This is a genomic window from Variovorax sp. Varisp85 (assembly GCF_047304045.1).
Classification (GTDB): Bacteria; Pseudomonadota; Gammaproteobacteria; order Burkholderiales; family Burkholderiaceae_C; genus Variovorax.
Map to the genome: position 1 here is coordinate 1 of NZ_JBGLYN010000011.1, position 18,852 is coordinate 18,852.

Here is an 18,852-nt window from a genome sequence, read left to right on the forward strand (position 1 = left end):
CCCCCCCCCCCCCGCCCCCGGCGCCCCGCCCCCCGCCCCCCCCCCCCCCGGGGGGGGGGCCCGGGGGGGGCGGGCACCCAAACTGCCTTGACAAAATCAGAAGGCGAAGCGGCGAGATTTCATAGAGGACTTTGTCAATTCAATGTCACGGAATCGACTTCGATTTCGAAAAATTAGAAGGCTGGAGGTGCCCCGGGCGAACGCCGTGCTGCTGCACGGAGCACCGGGAAAGTCGTCGCCGGAGGGCTGACACGACCTTATGTCCCTCGTACCATGGCCCGATGCGAACACTCCAACTTCCCACCGGCGGCGAGATGCCCGTCCTCGGCCTGGGCACCTGGCGCATGGGCGAAAACGCGGGTCATCGTGCGGCGGAGGTGAAAGCCGTGCGCGAGGCCATCGCCCTCGGCTACCGGCTCATCGACACGGCCGAGATGTACGGCGAAGGCGGGGCCGAAACAGCGGTGGGCCAGGCCATTGCCGAGGCCCTGCGCGCGGGCGATGCACGGCGTGAAGAGCTCTTCGTCGTCAGCAAGGTTTATCCGCACAACGCCAGCCGGCGCGGCACGCGCGACGCCTGCGAGCGCAGCCTGAAGCGGCTTGGCCTCGACGCCATCGACCTCTACCTGCTGCACTGGCGCGGCAACCATCCGCTGCGCGAGACCGTCGCCGCGATGCAGTCGCTGGTGGCGGACGGACGCATCGGCCACTGGGGCGTGAGCAACTTCGACACCGACGACATGGAAGAGCTGATGCAGGCCGTGGGCGACGGGCCGGGCTGTGCGGCGAACCAGGTGTACCTGTCGCTCGGCGAGCGCGGCCCCGAGTTCAGCCTGCTGCCCTGGCAGCGCGAACGCGGCATGCCGCTGATGGCCTACAGCCCGATCGACCAGGGGGCGCTGGCCGAAGACGATGGGCTGAGCGAACTGGCCGGCCGGCTCGGCGTGACGGCTGCGCAGCTTGCACTGGCCGCCGTCGTCGCACGGCCCGGCGTGGCCGCGATTCCGAAGGCGGTGCGCAGCGCGCACCTGAAGGAGAACCTGGCTGCCGCCGATCTGCAGCTCGATGCGGCGACCCTGGCCGAGCTGGACCGCCTGCATCCACCGCCGCGGCGCAAGACGCCGCTGGCAGTGATCTGAGAAGAAGAAAGAAGGATCAGTGCGCCTCGGCCTGCTTGGCCGCGGCGATCACAGCCTGCTCGTCGTGCTTCGCGCCGTTGAGGAACAGGTTGAGAAGCACGGCCGCGATCGACGCCAGCAGAATGCCCGACTCGATCAGCGAGTGGATCGCGTGCGGCATCCATTGCTTGAAGTTGGGCGCGATCAGCGGAATCATGCCGATGCCGATGGACACCGCGACGATCATCGCGTTGTGGCGGTTGGTCTTGAAATCCACGCCCGAGAGAATGCGGATGCCCGTGGCCGCCACCATGCCGAACATCACGAGGCCCGCGCCGCCGAGCACCACGGTGGGCAACGATTCCACCAGCGCGGCCATCTTCGGGAGCAGGCCCAGCACGATCAGGATCACGCCGCCGGCCACGCACACGTAGCGGCTCTTGATGCCCGTGACGGCCACGAGACCCACGTTCTGCGAGAAGCTGGTGTACGGGAAGGTGTTGAAGATGCCGCCGATCAGCGTGCCCAGGCCGTCGGTGCGCAGGCCGCGCGCCAGGTCCTTCTGGCTGATCTTGCGGTCGGTCATTTCGCCGAGCGCGAGGAACATGCCGGTCGATTCGATCATCACCACGATCATGATCAGCGTCATCGTGAGGATCAGGATCGGGTCGAACTGCGGCATGCCGAAGTGAAAGGGCAGCACGATGTCGACCCAGGCGGCCTTGCCCACCTTCTCGTAGGTCATGAGGCCGGTGACCGAGGCCACCACCGCACCGATCACGATGCCCAGCAGCACCGAGATGTTGGCGATGAACCCCTTGGCGTACTTGACGATCAGCAGGATCGACACCAGCACCAGCGCCGCCACGCCGAAGCCAGAGAGGTCCGCGTACTTGGGGTTGGGCACCGTGGGCATGATCGCGAAGCCCTTGGGCACCGCGGGAATGGAACTGCCGGGCGAGGTGACCTCGGCCAGCCACTTCGCATACACCGGGTCGACCAGCGCGGGCGCGGTCGGGCCCACGGGGTTGCCGAAGATCCAGTTGATGCCCACGCGCATCAGGCTGATGCCGATGACCGCGATGATGGTGCCCGTGACCACCGGCGGAAAGAAGCGCAGCATGCGGCTCACCAGCGGCGCGATCAGTATCGATACGATGCCCGCGCCGATGATGGCGCCGAACAGCAGCTGCGCGCCGTTCTGGCCCGGGTTGGCGTTGGCGATGGCGACCATTGGCGCCACCGACGCGAAGGTGACGCCCATCATCACGGGCAGCTTGATGCCGAAGAACTGCGTGGCACCCAGCGCCTGGATCAGCGTGGCGATGCCGCAGCAGAACAGGTCGGCCGAGATCAGCAGGGCGACCTCGTCGGGCGAGAGCTTGAGCGCGCGCCCGACGATGAGCGGCACCGCGACCGCGCCCGCATACATCACCAGCACGTGCTGCAGGCCAAGGGCCGCGAGCTTGCCAGAAGGCAGGCGCTGGTCCACGGGATGGACTGTCGGAACAGTGGAAGAGGTCTCGGCCGTCATCGTGTATCTCCTGGCGCAGCAAGGGGAGAGAGGCGTGAACGGCGCGGTGTTCCGTGGCGTCCACCTGGTGTGTACGCCAAACTGTATACAATTTATGCGGCAATCCGGATGCAGGAAAACCCGCATCGCGGGCCCTGGGCGAAGACGATCAGTTTTCCAATTTCAGCCGCCGCATGAGCCAGTTCGCGGTGAACTCGAAGTGCTCTCGCATGTTCGACTCCGCCGTGTGGCCATCCTCCCCAAATACCAGTTGCGTCACATTGAAGCCAAGAGCCGCAAGGGACGCAGGTTCATCTCTGGAGACGAGATCTTCGCGGGCGCCGTTCACCATGAGAATGGGTTTGTGCAACTGCACCGCGGTTGGCATCTTCAATTGACGTGAGAGTTGGAATGCTTCGTAGTATTCGCACATCGCCTGACGGGGTGTCGTCTGCGGATTCATGTTGGCAAACACGGTGTAGGGCGCGACGATCCATGCAGGCGCCGTCTTGCAATGCGCTTGTCCGAAGCTCGAATCGCTGGGGCCGCCTATGTTGACGATCGCCTTGTAGAAGTCGTTCCTCAGCCCGCCAAGCGTTCCCAAGTAGCCTCCCATGCTCCAGCCGTACACGGCCACTCGGCTTGCGTCCAGGTCGGTGCGGCTCTTGATGTAGTCCGCAACCGTGTCAAGCATCGCGGAGGACTCCGGACGGAATCCCAACTGGTTCTCCCCAGTGTCCGGATTTTCCACAATGAGGGTTGCGAACCCGCGGCCCATGAAGTAGTCGCTGTGCCGGATCATCTCCGTCTTCAGGTTGTCGAGGCCGCCGAGGATGACCAGCACCGGCAGCTTCTCGTTGCTGCCGCGTCGTGCCGACGGGGCTCGGAAGTAGCCAATGAATTCTTTCTCTCCGGTCTTGAATGTGATCCGCTGGAGCGGCTTTCCCAGGACCGCATAGGCTCGTTCGGTCGCCTGCAGATCCGCGGCGGGGACACGCTTGGGCAGCCGATTCATCCGCAGATAGAAAGCGGCCTTCTTGTATTCGGCCGATGCGGCCGCGCTGTCGCCCCTCTCTTCGGCCACGCGGGCTCGTTCCAGATGCACCTGGGCGGGCTTGCTGAAAGTCGCTTGCCAGGCCGCCTGCGACGGCCCGGCATGTTCCGGCAGCGTTCCAACGACGTCGTCGAACGTGCTTGCTTCGATGCCGGCATCCTCGAGCCACCAACAGATGTTGAATTTGGACGAAGGATGCATGCGAGCGATGCCTCCCGGGTACTCCGCCTGTCCTTTCCTGCAGAACTCGGCCATGCTGTCCGCCGCCCTGGCCGAGGGGATGCCCTGTGCCGCGGATTCGTGCGGCGCTGCCGCGACAAGAAGGACGGCTCCGAAGGCCGTCAAGAGTTTCAAGATCAATTTGTTCGTCACGGTCTTTCCTTTATCGGGTTGGGCGGCTCGGGCCCGTCGCAAGGGCGAAAAAGCGATTTGCTTGGCGCTATCGGGGCGACGCACTGGGCAGCCAGCCATTGCCGCGATACCAGGCGACCGTATCGGCAACGGTTTGCTCGATCGGGCGAAACTTCAGTTGAAGTTTCTGCTCGCTCTTCGTGTGATTGAAATGGCTGCGCCCCGCCTCCTTGCGCATCAGCCGCACCGTCGCCAGGCTGAGCAGGATGGGTTTGCCGCTGATCCGCGCATAGAGCTCCTGTGCCGCCGCCAGGAGATACAGGAGCGGGAAGGGCAAGTTGCGTGTCGGCGTCTTGATGCCCGCGATCTTCCCCATCAAGGGCACCAGTTCCTGCATCGTCATGTGGCGGCCGGCAGCCAGATAGCGTTCGCCGCGCTGCCCGTGCTCCGCGGCCGAAATCTGCGCCCTCGCCACATCGCGGGCATCGACAACGGAAAAGCTCCCAGGCAGCAACCCAGGCAATTTTCCAAGCACCACATCGTTGACAAATTGTCCTGACGAGGTGGGGCCAATATCGGCCGGCCCCCACATCCACCCTGGCAAGACAAAGCTCGCGTGCATGTCCGGGTGCGCTGCAAGAAAGGCCGACACGACTTGATCGGCCAGTATCTTGCTGCGGTAGTAGTCGTCGTCGGCATCTGCCAGGTCACGCAGACAGGTCTCGTCGATGGGCATGCCCGGCTCGCCATTCAGCACCGCGATGGACGAGGTCTGAACGAAGCGCCGAATGCCGGCGTCGTATGCCCGCTCGATGAGCTGCTGCGTGCCGTCCACATTGATGCGTTTGAGCTCTTCCCAGTGGCTGCCGCCCTTGAAGTTGTCCCGGAAGAAGGCGGCGGTGTGGAACACCACGTCGCATCCTTGCAGTGCCTTGGAGAAAGCGGGTACATCCGCCATGTCGCCCAGCACCAATTCGACGCCTTTCATCCCCGCAAACTGCTGCTGACCTTTGGCCTTCGAGCGGGCGAGGGCCTTGACGGAGACGCCGCGCGCGACCAGCTCGCGCACAAGGTTGTTGCCGAGAAGGCCGGTGGCGCCGGTGACAAATGCGGACCTCGGGCTCTTGGATTTTTCCATATCGATTGAATGTCCAAGATCAAATGAGTTTTGAATGTACCTTCGGCATTTTGAAATATCAAGTGATATCTGAAGAAGTGTCCAGCCTTGCCTCCGGAAGCACGCGTCCGCCGGTCGACATCCAAAGTTCATGTGATATCTTTTGAGGCATGAGCCCCACGACAGCAAGAAGGCGCCTGACCCGTGAGGAAAGCCGGGCGCAGACTCGCGAGCGCCTGATCGACACCGCGCAGCACCTGTTCGTGTCGAACGGCTATGGGGGCGCGTCGATCCGCGACATCGCGGACAAGGCGGGCTACTCCCAAGGCGCTTTCTATTCGAACTTCTCGAGCAAGGAAGACGTCCTGCTGGAGTTGCTGCGACGGCACATGGAAGCGGAAGCGACGCAGCTTTCCACGGTCTTGGGCAACGACGCGCAACAGCCCGAACAGATGCTGGCCGAACTGGAAGCCTGGGCTTCCACGCTCAATCACGATGCCGACTGGTGCATGCTTTCCATCGAACTGCAGTTGCATGCCAACCGCAGCCCGGCGTTCGCTGCGGAGTACCGGAAGGTGTGGGACAAACACCGGTCCGAGATCGGCGGCGTGATCGGCCTGTTGTTCGACAAGCTCGGGCGCTCGCCCCCTGCCGCACCGGACGAACTGGCCGCGGCCTTCATGGCACTCTCGCATGGGCTGGCACTGCAGCGGATGAGCACGCGCCCGGATCCCTCGGGCCGGCTGATCATGGTGTTCCTGCGCGGACTGATCGCAAGTGCGGAATGCCTGGGAACTGCAGCTGTCGCACCGGCCGACTCCTCTTCGCGCGAGCCCAGGAAGCGCGCTGCGAAGAAAGCTCGGCGCTGAATCGCACCTGGGTGCCCAGGACACCTTCAGGCTGTCCTGCAGACCCTCCCTAGGCGAGCAGCGCCTTCACCAGATCGAGCTGCCGGTCAGGCTTCTCGGTGCCCAGTTCGAGGCTCGCCTCGATGCGCTCAAGGTGGTCATTCATGCTCTTCACGGCGGCCTCGGCATCGCCCTTGCGGCACAGGCGCAGGAAATCGGCGTGCTCGTCCGACGAGCAGTGCGGGTCGTTCGACGAGTGGTACAGCATGGCGATCAGCGAGCTGCGCGCCACCAGTTCGCGCACCAGCTCGGCCAGCGTGCGGTTGCCCGTGGCCTCGGCCAGCGCCACATGGAAGTCGCCCAGCAGCTTCTCGCGCACGGTGCCCGTGGTGGTGGTCTGGCGCAGCGCTGTGCGTTCGAACTTGATGTGCTGCTCCAGCACCTGGTAGTCGCGCGGCCGTGCGGCGGCGACGAACAGGCGCACCACCTCGCTTTCGAGAATGCGGCGCACCGCGAACACCTCGCGGGCCTCTTCCACCGAGGGCTGGCAGACGAACGCGCCCTTGTCGGGAATCATCTCGATGAGCTTGTCCTTCGACAGCATCAGCAATGCGGCGCGCACCTTGGTTCGGCTCACCGAATAGACCCGGCCCAGCGCCTCTTCGCGCAGCCAGGTGCCGGGCGGCAGGCGCTTCTCGACGATCGCGGTGGCGATGTCGTTGGCGATGCTTTCGATGGAGCTGTTCTTGTCTGCTGCGGCCACGCCGTTCTCGGCTGGAACGGCGATGGCGGGGGGTACGGAAGATTTGGAACTGGCGCGGGGCATGCGCGGATTGTGGCCTAGCTCGAAAGCGTAAAGCTTTCCAGTGCGCCAACGATGGGCTTGGGCAAGGGCTTCGCCAGCTCCCCGCGCTTGCTGGTGCGCAGCTTGAGGGCGACGAGCGACTCGATGAGCTTGGTGCCCGCGGCCACGCCGTCGATCACGGGCACGCCTAGCACTTGCTCGATGTGCGCGCACAGGTCTGTCATGCCGGCGCAGCCCAGCACGATGCAGTCGGAGCCGTCTTCCTCGAGCGCGCGCCGGCATTCGTCGACGATGCGTTCGCGTGCACGCGAGCCGGGCTCCTCGAGTTCGAGCACCGGCAGCTCGCAGGCGCGCACGTTGGCGCAGAAGCGTTCCATGCCGTAGATCTCGGCCAGGTGCCAGGCCTGGCCCATGGTGCGGCCCAGCGTCGTCACCACGCTGAAGCGGCTGCCGATCATGCTGGCCAGGTGCATGGCCGCCTCGGCGATGCCCACCACGGGGCTGCGTGCCAGTTCGCGCGCGGCCTTCAGGCCCGGGTCACCGAAGCAGGCGATCACGTAGCCGTCGATGTTGCCCTCGCGTTCGCCCGCCGCGATCTCCTGCAGCAGGCCCGGCACGGCCAGCGCTTCGTCGTAGTGGCTCTCGATGGAGACCGGCCCCATGGCCGGGCTCACGGCGACGATCTCGGTGCCGGCGTGCGCCACCGCGCGGGCGCAGGCACCGATCTTCTCGGTCATGCTCCAGGTGGTGTTGGGGTTGATGATCTTGATGCGCACGGCGCTCCCTTTCTCTTCAGTTCAAGTCTTGCTGTTGCGGTTCAGCACGGCATAGAGCACGAAGCCCAGGCCCATGCCGATGAACCACGCATAGTTCGCGCCACCGCGCAGCGCCGGCACCATCACGCACAGGATCGGCACGATGGCCGCCGGCACCAGCGCCTGGATCGCCTTCGGGTTGTAGCCGCCGCTGTACCAGTACTCGCCCTTCGGGCTCATGCTGTAGAGCGCGTCCACGTCGATGCGCTGCTTGCGCACGATGTAGTAGTCGGCAATCAGAATGCCGAACAGCGGCCCGATGAACGAACCCAGCACGTCGAGCGTGTAGTGAATGACCTCGGGGCTGTTGTAGAGGTTCCATGGCGTGAGAAACACCGAGCCCACCGCGGCGATCATGCCGCCCGTGCGCCAGCTGATGCGCTGCGGTGCCACGTTCGAGAAGTCGAAGGCCGGCGACACGAAGTTGGCCACGATGTTGATGCCGATGGTCGCGATCATGAAGGTCAGCGCGCCCAGCACGACGGCGGTGGTGCTGTCGATCTTGCCCACGGTGTGCACCGGATCGGTGATCAGTTCCCCAAAGACGGGCAGCGTGGCGGCGGTGGTGATGACGGTCAGCAGCGAGAAGAACACGAAGTTCACCGGCAGGCCCCAGAAGTTGCCCTTCTTCACCGCGTCGAAGCTCTTGCCGTAGCGCGAGAAGTCGCCGAAGTTGAGCATCGGGCCGCTGAAGTAGCTCACCACCAGAGCAATGGCCGAGAGCATCACGGGCAGCGCGTCCCAGCCCTGGAACTTGACGCCGCCGAGGTTCAGGTCGATCTTGCTCCAGCCCGCCTTCCACACCAGCCAGCCGCACAGCACGGCCATGACCACGTACACCGCCGGGCCGGCCCAGTCGATGAACTTGCGGATGGCGTCCATGCCGTGCCAGAAGACGAAGGCCTGCAGCACCCACATGACCATGAACGCGACCCAGCCGAGGGCCGACAGGCCGACGAAGCCGTGTTGCGCGACATCGGCATACGGCGCCAGGCCCGGCGCCATGTGCAGCGCCAGCACCATGAATGCGGCCGATGCGAGGTACGTCTGCACGCCGTACCAGGCCACGGCGATCAGCCCGCGGATGATGGCCGGGATGTTGGCGCCCAGCACGCCGAAGGGCGCGCGGCACACCACCGGGTAGGGCACGCCCGTCACCTGGCTGGGCTTGGCCACGAGGTTGCAGAAGAACTGCACGATCACGATGCCGACCAGCAGCGACACCAGCACCTGCCAGCTCGACAGGCCCAGCGCGAACAGGCTGCCGGCCGTGATGTAGCCGCCCACGCTGTGCACGTCGGACATCCAGAAGGCAAAGATGTTGTATTGGCCCCAGGTCTGCTTCTTCAGCGGAGCGAGGTCTTCGTTGGTCAGGCGCGGGTGGTAGCCCGGCTTGATGACGGCGTTCGATTCCGCGTGCGGCGCAATGCCGGCTTCGCTTGCCCCCGCGGGGGCCTGGCTGACGACTGTGCTCATGGTCTTTCCTCGTGCGGGTGGGTGGATCGGGACCCGGTTTTGACGCAAATTTCGCGCCGGTTTTTCGGATGCGTTATTTGTATACAAAAACTGCACGCAATCAAGGCCATTCGAGGAATCATATATCCGTAGATTCCCTGATGTGTGTGGCGCTGTTGTTCGGCTGGGCCACGGCGCACAGGCACGACGGTGGCAGGTCGCCGGACCTCCGTGGGTGATTAATCGAAATTCTTATGGCTCAGATGGAAAATATATCGTTTTCCATTGTGAAAGGTGCTGCTTAGAGTCGGGTCCATCCCCACTCCCCCGATGGAAAGCCCCATGAGCAACACAGCCACCCGCATCCCGTTTCATCTTGCGTTCCCGGTGCGAGACATCGCCGAGGCGCGCGCGTTCTACGGTGACTTGCTTGGATGCCCTGAAGGCCGCAGCGCGCCTGAATGGGTCGACTTCGATTTCTACGGCCACCAGATCGTGGCGCACCTGGCACCCGACGAATGCGGCCACCGCCAGAGCAGTTCGGTCGACGGTCACGACGTACCCGTGCGCCACTTCGGCGCGATCGTTCCGATGGATCAATGGCAGGCCATGGCCGACAAGCTCGTGGCGCGCCAGACAAAGTTCGTCATCGAGCCCTACATCCGGTTCAAAGGAGAGCCCGGCGAGCAAGCGACGATGTTCTTTCTGGACCCCTCAGGCAACGCGATCGAGATGAAGTCGTTCGCCGACTTGAGCTCGCTCTTCGCACGCTGAAAGAACTGCATGACCAAGAGCAGCAAAAGGAGCCTTGCCTTCGCAGCGGCGCTTGCCGTCGTCTGCGGGGCTGCGGCGGCGCAAACCGACACCTTGAAGAAAGTCAAGGAGTCGGGCTCGATTTCCGTGGGTGTCCGCGATGCGTCGGGTGCCATGTCGTTCACCCTGGGGCCCAACAGGTACACCGGCTTTCACGTGGAGATCTGCGAGCGGATCATTGCCGACATCAGGAAGGCAGTTCAACTCGACAGGATCGACGTGAGGTACCAGCTCGTGACGCCACAGAACCGGATTCCCCTCGTTCAAAACGGTACGGTGGATATCGAATGCGGCACGACGACCAACAATGCAGCGCGGCAGAAGGAGGTTGCCTTTGCACCGACGCTCTATGTCGAAGGCGTTCGCATCGCGGTCAAGGCCACGTCGGGCATCACGCGCCCCGCGCAGCTGGCCGGCAAGACCGTGGCGGCCACGACAGGAAGCACGTCCGTGCCGGCGCTGAGAAAACTCAAGCGTGAGGGCGCGAACGGTATCGAGGAGGTGCTCGCCAAGGACAACAGCGAAGGATTCCTGCTCCTCGAGGCGGGCCGAACCGAAGGATTCGTCGCTGACGGGCAGAACCTCGCGACGTTGATCTCGAAGAGCAAGGAGCCGGAAAAATACAGGCTCCTGGACCAGGTTCTCAGCGTCGAGCCGCTCGCGATCATGTTCCGCAAGGGGGATCCTGCATTCAAGAAGCTGGTCGACGACAGCGTCGTGGCATTGGCCAGGAGCGGCGAAGTCGCACGGATCTACGACAAGTGGTTCATGCAGCCGATTCCGCCTCACAACGCCAGGGTGGGGCTGCCGGCAAACGCCATGACGAAGGCTGCCTGGGCCGACCCCACGGACAAGCCGATGGAGTCTTACGAGTCCCGTTGACTGCCGATGGTGCGCGGAAAGTCGGCGAACCAGCGGTGCCGAGTCCGGCCCGCATGCGAGGCGATCGAGCGGCGCTCCCCGGTTTCAGGTACGGCGCGGGATCGATGCCCTTGCGCGGCTGGCATTCCGCGCAGGCGATGTGTTCGGCTTCGCTTCAGCCGCATCGCGCAGGCATTGGGCGAAGTGCGCAACCATGGGCGGGCTGGCCCGGGGCTTTCGCTGGAGCAGGCCGATCTCGCGCTGGAAAGTGACCGCGCCCAAGGAGACGATGCGCACCTGCGCAGGCAAGGGCAGATGCGCCTCGACCAGCGGCACGAGCGCCACGCCCAGGCCCCTGGAGGCCAAGTGGATCAATCCGGGAATCTCGTCGACCTCGATCGCATCGTTGACCGCCAGGCCTTCCCGACGCAGAAACCCCTCGACCATCCGCCCACCGAACGAAGCCCTGTCATAGCGCAGGAATGGCTGTTCCTGGATCAGCGTGCGCCAATTCTTCGTTACCGGCAGGGCCTTGGGCACCACCAGCACGTAGGGCTCGTGCACCAGTGGCTGCCACGTCAGGTCGGCAGGCATGCCGAACGGAGGGCGGATGATCACCGCGGCATCGATCTTTCCGGCGTCCAGGTCGTCCATCAGGCGCATCGAGACGCCAGGCGACACATGGACACGCACGAGAGGAAAGGATTTGCGCAGTTGCTCAAGCGCGCGCGCCAGCAGCGTGGGCTGCGCCGAGGCAATCGAACCTACGCGAAGAAGCCCCTGGGTGGCGTTGTCGTGAGGAAGCTCCCCGAGCTTGGCGAACAGCGCGCAGATTTCTTCTGCCCGCGGCAAGGTCGTCTGGCCTGCGACATTCAAGGTGGCCGATCGGCCTGTTCTGTCGAAGAGCTCGAACCCCAGGGCTTCTTCGAGTCGCTTCATCTGGCTGCTCACCGCCGATTGAGTAAGCCCGATTCGATCGCCGGCCGCCGCGAAGGTGCCGAGCTTGCACACCGCAATGAAGGTCTTGAGTTCGTTGATCACCCTGGAAGCATCGCAAACATCGATGCTCGGGTCAACCAAGCATCATCGCAGGTGATCAATGCCGACCCGTCGAGCGGCATGGGCTATTCTTCGAACCCTTCAAAACGAGTGTTCGCCAGCGCGCCGCACCGATCGATGCCTTCCATCAAATTCCGCACGCGGCTCTCGCTGGCCTTCGCAACGCTCGTTGCGCTGGTGTGCATCCAGGCCGGTTTCATCTACCTGGGTTCCGAGCGCGTTACTTTCGCCAAGCAGCACAGCCGGCTTGCGAGCGACATCCTGTCCGATCTGCTGGAGCTGTCCACCAACAAGCAGCGGCTGCGGGTCTGGGCCTCGCAGCGGCTGATGAACGGCGACGCGCCGATCGAGGCACGCGACCGCTGGCTGGCCGGCATGCGGACCAGCGCGGCCAGCCTGCACGACCTGACGCAGCGCGACCTGGCCTGGTGGACCCAGGCTTCCTCGGCGCGCGGCACGCCTGTGCCCGAGGCGGCGACCCAGCTGGCGGCCAGCATCGACCTGCTCGACGCCAACATCGCCGAAGTCCAGGCCCGCCTGCTGCGGCTGGAGCCGTTGGAGGAGGGCGCGGAGTTTTCATCGGTGTGGCAGCAGCTCAACCAGGTGTTCGACGTGACGCGCGGGCGCGACCTGCGCGAACTCGTCAACGGTGCGATCGCGCGCCAGCGCGAGGCGGTGCCGGTGGCACGCAAGGCCACGGAACGCGCCGTCGAGGTGCTGCGCCTGCAGGCCATCGGCCTCGCAGTGCTGACCCTGGTGGCCGCGGTGCTGATCGCCATTCGCCTGAACCGGCGGCTGCAGGCGCCCATCGCCGGCCTGCTGGCCGGCACGCAGGCCCTGCAGGCCGGCCGCATGGACCATCGCCTGGAGGTCGGGTCGAGGGACGAGTTCGGCCAGGTGGCAGAGCATTTCAATGCCATGGCCGCCGAGCTGCAGCAGCGCCGCAGCGATGCCGAAGCCGCGCGGCACAAGCTCGAAGCGGCGGTGGATGCGCGCACGGCCGAGCTGCAGTCCGCCCACGTCACGCTGCAGAACATCGACCAGCGCCGCCGCCAGCTGTTCGCCGACCTGAGCCACGAACTGCGCACGCCGGCCACCGCCATCCGCGGCGAGGCCGAGATCGCACTGCGCGGCGCCGACAAGCCGCCGGCCGAATACAAGTTGACGCTGTCGCGCATCGTTGGCGGTGTGGAGCAGCTCGCGCGGGTGATCGACGACCTGATGCTGATCGCGCGCGCCGAGGCCGACCAGCTCGTCATTCGGCAGGACCGGGTGGACCTGGGCCTGCTGGTCGGCGATGCGGCCGAGCAGGCCGAGGCGCTGGGGGCGCTGCATGGCGTGGGGGTGCGCCTCGATGCGCCGCACGACGCACAGCCGGCGCTTGTCCACGTGCACGCCGATGCCGATCGGCTGCGCCAGGCCCTGATGATCGTGCTGGACAACGCGGTGCGCTATTCGCGCGCCGGCGGCGCGGTTCGCATCGGTTGGCGCGAGCTCGACGGATGCGTGGAAATTGCCGTGCGCGACCAGGGCATCGGCATCGACGCCGACGAGATGCCCACGGTGTTCCAGCGCTTCACGCGTGGCCAGCGCGCCCGGGCGCACCGCGTCGACGGCACCGGCATCGGCCTGTCGATCGCGCAGGTGATCGTTTCCGCGCACGAAGGCCGCATCGACATCGAGAGCGAGCCATTCGTGGGCACGACGGTCCGCATCCGGCTGCCGCGTTTCGACGGCACCGATTTCCCCACGGCGCCGGAGGCCGCATGAACAACATCCTGGTGGTCGAAGACGATCCGCGCGTGGCCGACTTCCTTCAGCGCGGCCTGCGGGCCGAAGGCTATGGCGTGCAGCTGGCCCGCACCGGAACCGAGGGCCTGGCGCTGGCGCGCGGCGGCGAGCCCGCGCTGCTCATCCTCGACCTGATGCTGCCCGGCCTCAGCGGCCTGGAGCTGTGCCAGACGATGCGCGCCGAGGGCCACCATGTGCCCGTGCTGATGCTCACGGCCATGAGCTCGCTGGAGGCCAAGGTCAACGGCCTGCGGCTGGGTGCGGACGACTACCTCACCAAACCCTTCGCTTTCGAAGAACTGCTCGCGCGCATCGAGGCGCTGCTGCGGCGCGGGCGCGAGCAGCGCGTGAAGGCGAGCAGCCTGCAGGTGGCCGACCTCGTTCTGGACCGCGAGCGCATGCAGGTCACGCGGGCCGGCCAGCCGATCGCGCTGACCGCGAAGGAGCTGGCCTTCCTGGAACTGCTGATGAGCGCACCCGGGCGCGTGTACAGCCGCGAGCGCATCCTCTCGAACGTGTGGGGCACCAGCGAGGACCCGCTGACCAACGTGGTCGACGTGTACGTGCGCCGCCTGCGCGCCAAGATCGACGAGGGCCATCCGCTCGCGCTGCTCAAGACCGTGCGCGGCTTCGGCTACCGGCTCGACGCGCAGGAGGCCTGAGCGCGCGCGGGGCGCCCGTTCATCCGTTGTTCATCTGCGCTTCAACTCGCATTCATGGCCCGGCACGGGTCGTGTTCATGAGCGCGCCGCAGACTTGATTCCTGCCTCGCGAATGCGGTGCAGCGCCGGCCTGAACCGGTGCTTCAACAACTTCCACAACAAGGAATCATCTCCGTGAAGAAAAGTCTCGTCGCCAGCGCCGCCCTCGGCGTCCTCTCTCTCTCGCTCGCCACCGGTGCGCTGGCCCAGGGATCGGGTACGGCCGTCTGCACGCCGGTGGATGCGGCGCAGGTCAGCGCCTTGTTCGACCGCTGGAACAACTCGCTGCGCACGCTGGACCCCGACAAGGTGGTCGCCAACTACGCCGCCGACGGCGTGCTGCTGCCGACCGTGTCGAACCAGCCGCGCACCAACCCGGCCGAGATCCGCGACTACTTCGTCAAATTCCTCAAGGGCGAGCCGCAAGGAAAGATCGACCAGCGCGTCATCAAGATCGGCTGCAATGTGGCGCAGGACGTCGGCACGTACACCTTCCGCTTCAAGGACGGCGGCACGGTGCATGCGCGCTACACCTACGTCTACGAATGGGTGAACGGCCAGTGGCTGATCGCGCATCACCACTCGTCGGCGATGCCCGAGGTGCGCGCCCCGAAGAGCTGACCGGCAGCGACTGCCTACTGCGCGGAGACCTTTACGAACACCGGGTTCGAATAGAACCAGAGGTCGCCGTAGTTGCGCGCGTTGATCGCGTTGAAGCGCGCCACGTTGTCGGTGCCCGTGGTCTGCGCATCGGGCAGCGGCTCGCCGCCGGCGGTTTCGTTGGGCACGTCGGTGCCCAGGTTGGTGCCGCGCAGGCGGAAGTACTGGTTGTTGCCGGCCTTCACCGTGTAGCTCACGGTGAAGTAGCCGTCGGCGTCGAGCTTCCAGTCGCTGCGGGTGAAGCGCTTGAGCACGTGCGTCGACGGGTTGGTGTCGCGCGAGTAGCCCGGCGTGCCCGGCAGTTCGGGGCCGGTCACGTCGCCCGCGATCAGGTCGATGTGATCGACCACCGGCTTCACGTTGGCGAAGCGGCCGCTGCCGAGCTGATACTCGAAGTTGTTGCGCTCGGGGCTCTTGAAGCGGATGATGATCTTAAGGTCTTCACCCGGCTTTGCTCCCAGCTCCGAACCCATCTCGCTTATTCCCTTGGCGCCTTGCACCTTGAAGTCGAGCGCGTCGATCAGGCCGCCGTTCACCGCGAAGAGCTTGCCCGTGCGCATGGCCGCGAGCAGCGACTTCGGGTCCTTGATGTCTCCCCACAGGTGGTTCCTGGCGTACTCGCCGGGCGCGTAGCCGCTGCTGTACTGGCCCTGCGAGACGGTGAAGTGGTAGTCGGAGTCGGCCACGTTCCAGATGCGGCGGCCTTCGGAAAGCAGCGCGTCCCAGGTGCCGCCCAGTTTGGCAACGAGATAGTCGACGCCGCCATAGGTGCGCGAGGGCAGGTTGGCCGCGATATAGGCGCTGTTGTAGCCGCCACGGTCGGGCTCCATCTGGTTGCCGACCATGCCTTCGAGCGAGAACACGATGTTCGGCGCGAGGTCGTTCATCTCGCGCAACTGGGCGATCGTATACTTGCCGGGGTTGCGCGACGGGTGGTTGATCTGCAGGTAGCTGGTGTCGGGATAGTTCTTCTTGAGCCAGGCGATGGCTGCGAGCGTCTCGGCGTGCGTGTTGTAGCCGGTGCCGGCCTTCTGACCCCACGCGGCGACGTCGGCGGCCGGGAAGAGGGCGGGGTCGCGGTTGGTGAAGAGGTACTCGAACTGGTTCGCCGCCTTGAGCGCGGCGCCCGACATGGGGTTGTCGGTCAGGATGCCGACGTTGCCGTGGTCGTGCGAGGGCATGTCCCACTCGAAGGCCGTGAAGATCGTCTTGTCGGCGTACTTGCCGCTGGCCTGCAGCGCCTTGATGCGCGGCACTTGGTACTTGGCCATGCCTTCCGAGAACGGAATCTGCGCGGCCAGCTTGTTGCCATCGTTGTCGTAGGAAGACAGGCGCAGGTGGTCGGACAGCGCGGCCCAGTCGAGCCCGAACTCGTCGAAGGCCTTGGCCAGCACCTGGTCGAGCGTGGAGATCTGCTGGGTGTCGTCCGACTGCATCGTGTGGATGTGCAGGTCGCCGACGGTCCAGCGTCCGGGCGGCACGGACGGGGCGGGATCGGCCGGCTGCGCAGGAGCAGGTGCGGGCGCGGGCGCCACAGCAGTCGGGGTGCCGGGTGTCGTGGGGAAGAAGGCCGGGGCGCTGGAGCCGCCTCCGCCACCGCAACCGGCAAGCGCGAGCGTGCCGATGGCGAGTGTGGAGAGCAGGCTGCGGCGCAACGGCGGGGTGGTCGGTAGAGCAATCGGGAAGATGGACATGGCTGGCTTGAAAAAAGCGACGCGGACTGGAAGCGCGCGTCTCTGCGAAAGCCGCGAGTCTGGGATGGAGCCATGACATCCGGGTGAAAGTCGAACGAAAGTTCGTTGTTGCCGCGCACCAGTCGGGGCGCTGGCGCGGCCCGCGCCCTAAACTGTGCTCCTTTCATGATTCCCCGCGCGCCTTCTCCCGAGCTCACTGCGTCCGTCGACGACCTGGTGCTGTCCCGCACGGTGCGCACCGACCAGCTCGTGGCGATACGCCGCAGCGTGCTGCGGGCCATTCCGATCAACGTGGTGCTGAGCTGCGCGGCGGCGCTGATCGCCGTCAACGCCGGCCGCGCGTTCGAAGGGCTGTGCTGGCTGCTGCTGTCCCTCATGGTGAACGGACTGCGCCGCTACATCTGCCGCTGGCCGTTCGCACCGTCGCCGGGCACCACGCCCGACAGCAGCGTCGCCACATCGCCGAGCGCCCGCCCGGTCGAATGGCACCTGCGGTTGACAGCCGGCCTGGCCGCGGTGTCGGGCTGTGTGTGGGCGCTTATTCCGCTGCTGTGCGACGGCTACTCCTCGCCGCAGGCGGTGTTCTACCTGACGGTGGTGTGCGGCATCTGCGCGGGGGCGGTCACCTATGGCATCGCCTATGCGCTCGTGCCCATCGGCTTCATCACGCCGGCGCTGCTGTCGGTGGCGGGCTGCCTGGCGTATGCGGGCGGCTTCGACAACCTGTGCCTGGCGGCGCTCGTGCTGCTGTACCTCGGGGCGCTGGGGCGCGGCGCGCTGCACAGCGACAAGGCCTTCCGCGAAGGCAGCCGCATCCGCAACGAAGCCACCGCCATGGCCGCCCAGCTGCGGCTGGCGCACGCGCTCTCGCTGGATGCAACGCAGCAACTGGCCTTCCGGGCCTCGCACGATTCGCTTACCGGCCTGTTCAACCGCGAGGGCTTCACCGAGGCCGCGACGCTGCGCATCGCCACGACCGATGGCCGCCAGCACGGCCTGCTGCTGCTCGACCTCGACGGCTTCAAGGCGGTGAACGACGCCTTCGGCCACAAGGCCGGCGACCGCGTGCTGCAGGACGTGGCCCGCTGGCTGCAGCGGGAAACCGCAGACATGCAGGCGGTCCTCGGGCGCTGGGGCGGCGACGAATTCGCGCTGCTCTACAGCCTGTGGGACGAGCGGCAGGCGCCCACGGCCATCGCGCAGGGGCTGATCCGTTCGGTCTCTTTCGCCACGGCGCACTACGGCGGTCACCTGGGCGTGAGCATCGGCATCTCGGTGTCGGGCGAGGCCGAGATCGCCGACATGATCAGCTTTGCCGACGAGGCGCTCAACGAGGCCAAGCGCCTCGGGCGCAACCGCTGCCAGCTCTTCGACAACGCGCTCAACCAGCGGCTGGCCACGCGGCGGGACGTGGAGCGCGACCTGCTGCGCGCCATCGAGGCGCGCGACATCGGCGTGTGGTTCCAGCCGATCATGAACAGCGACGGCTGCGAGGTCCATAGTCTCGAGGCGTTGATGCGCTGGAACCACCCGCGCCACGGCCAGATCGCTCCCGAGGAAGTGATCTACGCGGCCGCGAGCACCGGCGTGGCGGAGCCGCTGCTGCGGCACCTGGTCGACGAGGCCTGCCTGGCCATGCGCCAGCTCGAGGCCGCGGGCTCCAGCCTGGCCGCAGCGCCGGTCGCCATCAACGTCTCGCCACGCGAGATGGCGCAGCTCGCGGTCGACGACATCGTGCTGGGCATGCTGAAGGAGCGCGGCATCGCGCCGCGCCGGCTGCAGATCGAGATAACGGAAGAGGTGGCGCTCGACACCCATGCCACGCGCGGCCGGTTGAGCACGCTGTCGGCCGCGGGCGTGGCGATCGTGGTCGACGACTTCGGCGTGGGCTATTCGTCGCTGGCGTCGCTGCGCAGCGAGCACGTGCGGCAGGTGAAGATCGACCGCAGCTTCACGCTCGGCCTGTCGTCCTCACCGGGCAACGTGGTGCTGGTGGATGCCATCGTCCAGCTCGGCCGTTCGCTGAACATCCAGGTCGTGGCCGAAGGCGTCGAAACGCAGGACGAGCTCGAGGCCCTGCGCGCGCTGGGCTGCAAGCTGGTGCAGGGCTACCACCTGGCGCGGCCCGCGCCGCTGTCCGAACTGATGGCGTGGGCGGCTTCGCGGGCGCTGCCGGCGCACGCCAAGGGCGCCTGAG

Annotated in this window: 16 protein-coding genes; 8 read left to right on the plus strand and 8 right to left on the minus strand. The window is 65.9% G+C overall.

Going from position 1 to position 18,852, the window contains the following annotated elements:
* Nucleotides 1–281: 281 nt before the first annotated feature.
* Nucleotides 282–1,139 (plus strand): aldo/keto reductase, encoded by an 858-nt coding sequence (locus ACCC97_RS06595; protein ID WP_413331908.1) that lies wholly within the window; start codon nt 282–284, stop codon nt 1,137–1,139.
* A gap of 16 nt (nt 1,140–1,155) precedes the next feature.
* On the opposite strand, the gene ACCC97_RS06600 is transcribed toward ACCC97_RS06595, so the two are convergent.
* The 3 genes from ACCC97_RS06600 to ACCC97_RS06610 all read right to left on the minus strand — a co-directional run bounded on the left by ACCC97_RS06600 (nt 1,156) and on the right by ACCC97_RS06610 (nt 5,174).
* Nucleotides 1,156–2,652, minus strand: coding sequence for a nucleobase:cation symporter-2 family protein (locus tag ACCC97_RS06600; protein WP_007838380.1), 1,497 nt, complete (start codon nt 2,650–2,652; stop codon nt 1,156–1,158).
* Nucleotides 2,653–2,800: 148 nt separating this feature from the next.
* Nucleotides 2,801–4,057, minus strand: a complete 1,257-nt coding sequence (locus ACCC97_RS06605; RefSeq protein WP_413331909.1) for an alpha/beta hydrolase — start codon at nt 4,055–4,057, stop codon at nt 2,801–2,803.
* Nucleotides 4,058–4,124: 67 nt separating this feature from the next.
* Complete coding sequence (locus tag ACCC97_RS06610; protein WP_413315596.1) at nt 4,125–5,174, minus strand: SDR family oxidoreductase; 1,050 nt, start codon at nt 5,172–5,174, stop codon at nt 4,125–4,127.
* Between the two features lie 149 nt (nt 5,175–5,323).
* Between ACCC97_RS06610 and ACCC97_RS06615 the strand changes: the two genes are divergently transcribed.
* Nucleotides 5,324–6,022, plus strand: a complete 699-nt coding sequence (locus tag ACCC97_RS06615) for a TetR/AcrR family transcriptional regulator (protein WP_007838374.1) — start codon at nt 5,324–5,326, stop codon at nt 6,020–6,022.
* Nucleotides 6,023–6,071: 49 nt separating this feature from the next.
* On the opposite strand, the gene ACCC97_RS06620 is transcribed toward ACCC97_RS06615, so the two are convergent.
* From ACCC97_RS06620 to ACCC97_RS06630, 3 genes are read right to left on the minus strand one after another with little or no spacing between them, the layout of a single operon-like run.
* Nucleotides 6,072–6,827 (minus strand): GntR family transcriptional regulator, encoded by a 756-nt coding sequence (locus ACCC97_RS06620; protein WP_007838371.1) that lies wholly within the window; start codon nt 6,825–6,827, stop codon nt 6,072–6,074.
* A 14-nt stretch (nt 6,828–6,841) separates the two neighbouring features.
* A complete protein-coding gene (locus ACCC97_RS06625) occupies nt 6,842–7,582 on the minus strand; it encodes an aspartate/glutamate racemase family protein (protein ID WP_007838370.1) in 741 nt (246 codons plus the stop codon).
* A 21-nt stretch (nt 7,583–7,603) separates the two neighbouring features.
* A complete protein-coding gene (locus ACCC97_RS06630; RefSeq protein ID WP_007838369.1) occupies nt 7,604–9,097 on the minus strand; it encodes an NCS1 family nucleobase:cation symporter-1 in 1,494 nt (497 codons plus the stop codon).
* Between the two features lie 366 nt (nt 9,098–9,463).
* Between ACCC97_RS06630 and ACCC97_RS06635 the strand changes: the two genes are divergently transcribed.
* Together ACCC97_RS06635 and ACCC97_RS06640 are read left to right on the plus strand one after the other, a co-directional pair.
* Nucleotides 9,464–9,850, plus strand: coding sequence for a VOC family protein (locus ACCC97_RS06635; RefSeq protein WP_413315623.1), 387 nt, complete (start codon nt 9,464–9,466; stop codon nt 9,848–9,850).
* Nucleotides 9,851–9,859: 9 nt separating this feature from the next.
* Nucleotides 9,860–10,771, plus strand: a complete 912-nt coding sequence (locus ACCC97_RS06640; RefSeq protein ID WP_413331910.1) for an amino acid ABC transporter substrate-binding protein — start codon at nt 9,860–9,862, stop codon at nt 10,769–10,771.
* Nucleotides 10,772–10,855: 84 nt separating this feature from the next.
* Here ACCC97_RS06640 and ACCC97_RS06645 read toward each other — a convergent pair whose 3' ends face one another.
* Entirely contained in the window at nt 10,856–11,791 is a 936-nt protein-coding gene (locus ACCC97_RS06645) for a LysR substrate-binding domain-containing protein (protein ID WP_413331911.1), read from the minus strand.
* Nucleotides 11,792–11,926: 135 nt separating this feature from the next.
* Here ACCC97_RS06645 and ACCC97_RS06650 point away from each other — a divergent pair, with 135 nt between their 5' ends.
* The 3 genes from ACCC97_RS06650 to ACCC97_RS06660 all read left to right on the plus strand — a co-directional run bounded on the left by ACCC97_RS06650 (nt 11,927) and on the right by ACCC97_RS06660 (nt 14,922).
* A complete protein-coding gene (locus ACCC97_RS06650) occupies nt 11,927–13,579 on the plus strand; it encodes a sensor histidine kinase (protein ID WP_413331912.1) in 1,653 nt (550 codons plus the stop codon).
* Entirely contained in the window at nt 13,576–14,262 is a 687-nt protein-coding gene (locus ACCC97_RS06655) for a response regulator transcription factor (RefSeq protein WP_007838360.1), read from the plus strand. Before ACCC97_RS06650 ends, ACCC97_RS06655 begins: the two co-directional genes overlap by 4 nt.
* Nucleotides 14,263–14,436: 174 nt before the next feature.
* Entirely contained in the window at nt 14,437–14,922 is a 486-nt protein-coding gene (locus ACCC97_RS06660; RefSeq protein ID WP_007838358.1) for an SgcJ/EcaC family oxidoreductase, read from the plus strand.
* Between the two features lie 14 nt (nt 14,923–14,936).
* Here ACCC97_RS06660 and ACCC97_RS06665 read toward each other — a convergent pair whose 3' ends face one another.
* Entirely contained in the window at nt 14,937–16,655 is a 1,719-nt protein-coding gene (locus tag ACCC97_RS06665) for an S-layer protein (RefSeq protein WP_413331914.1), read from the minus strand.
* A gap of 165 nt (nt 16,656–16,820) precedes the next feature.
* Here ACCC97_RS06665 and ACCC97_RS06670 point away from each other — a divergent pair, with 165 nt between their 5' ends.
* Nucleotides 16,821–18,851, plus strand: coding sequence for a putative bifunctional diguanylate cyclase/phosphodiesterase (locus ACCC97_RS06670; RefSeq protein ID WP_007838355.1), 2,031 nt, complete (start codon nt 16,821–16,823; stop codon nt 18,849–18,851).
* Nucleotide 18,852 lies beyond the last annotated feature (1 nt).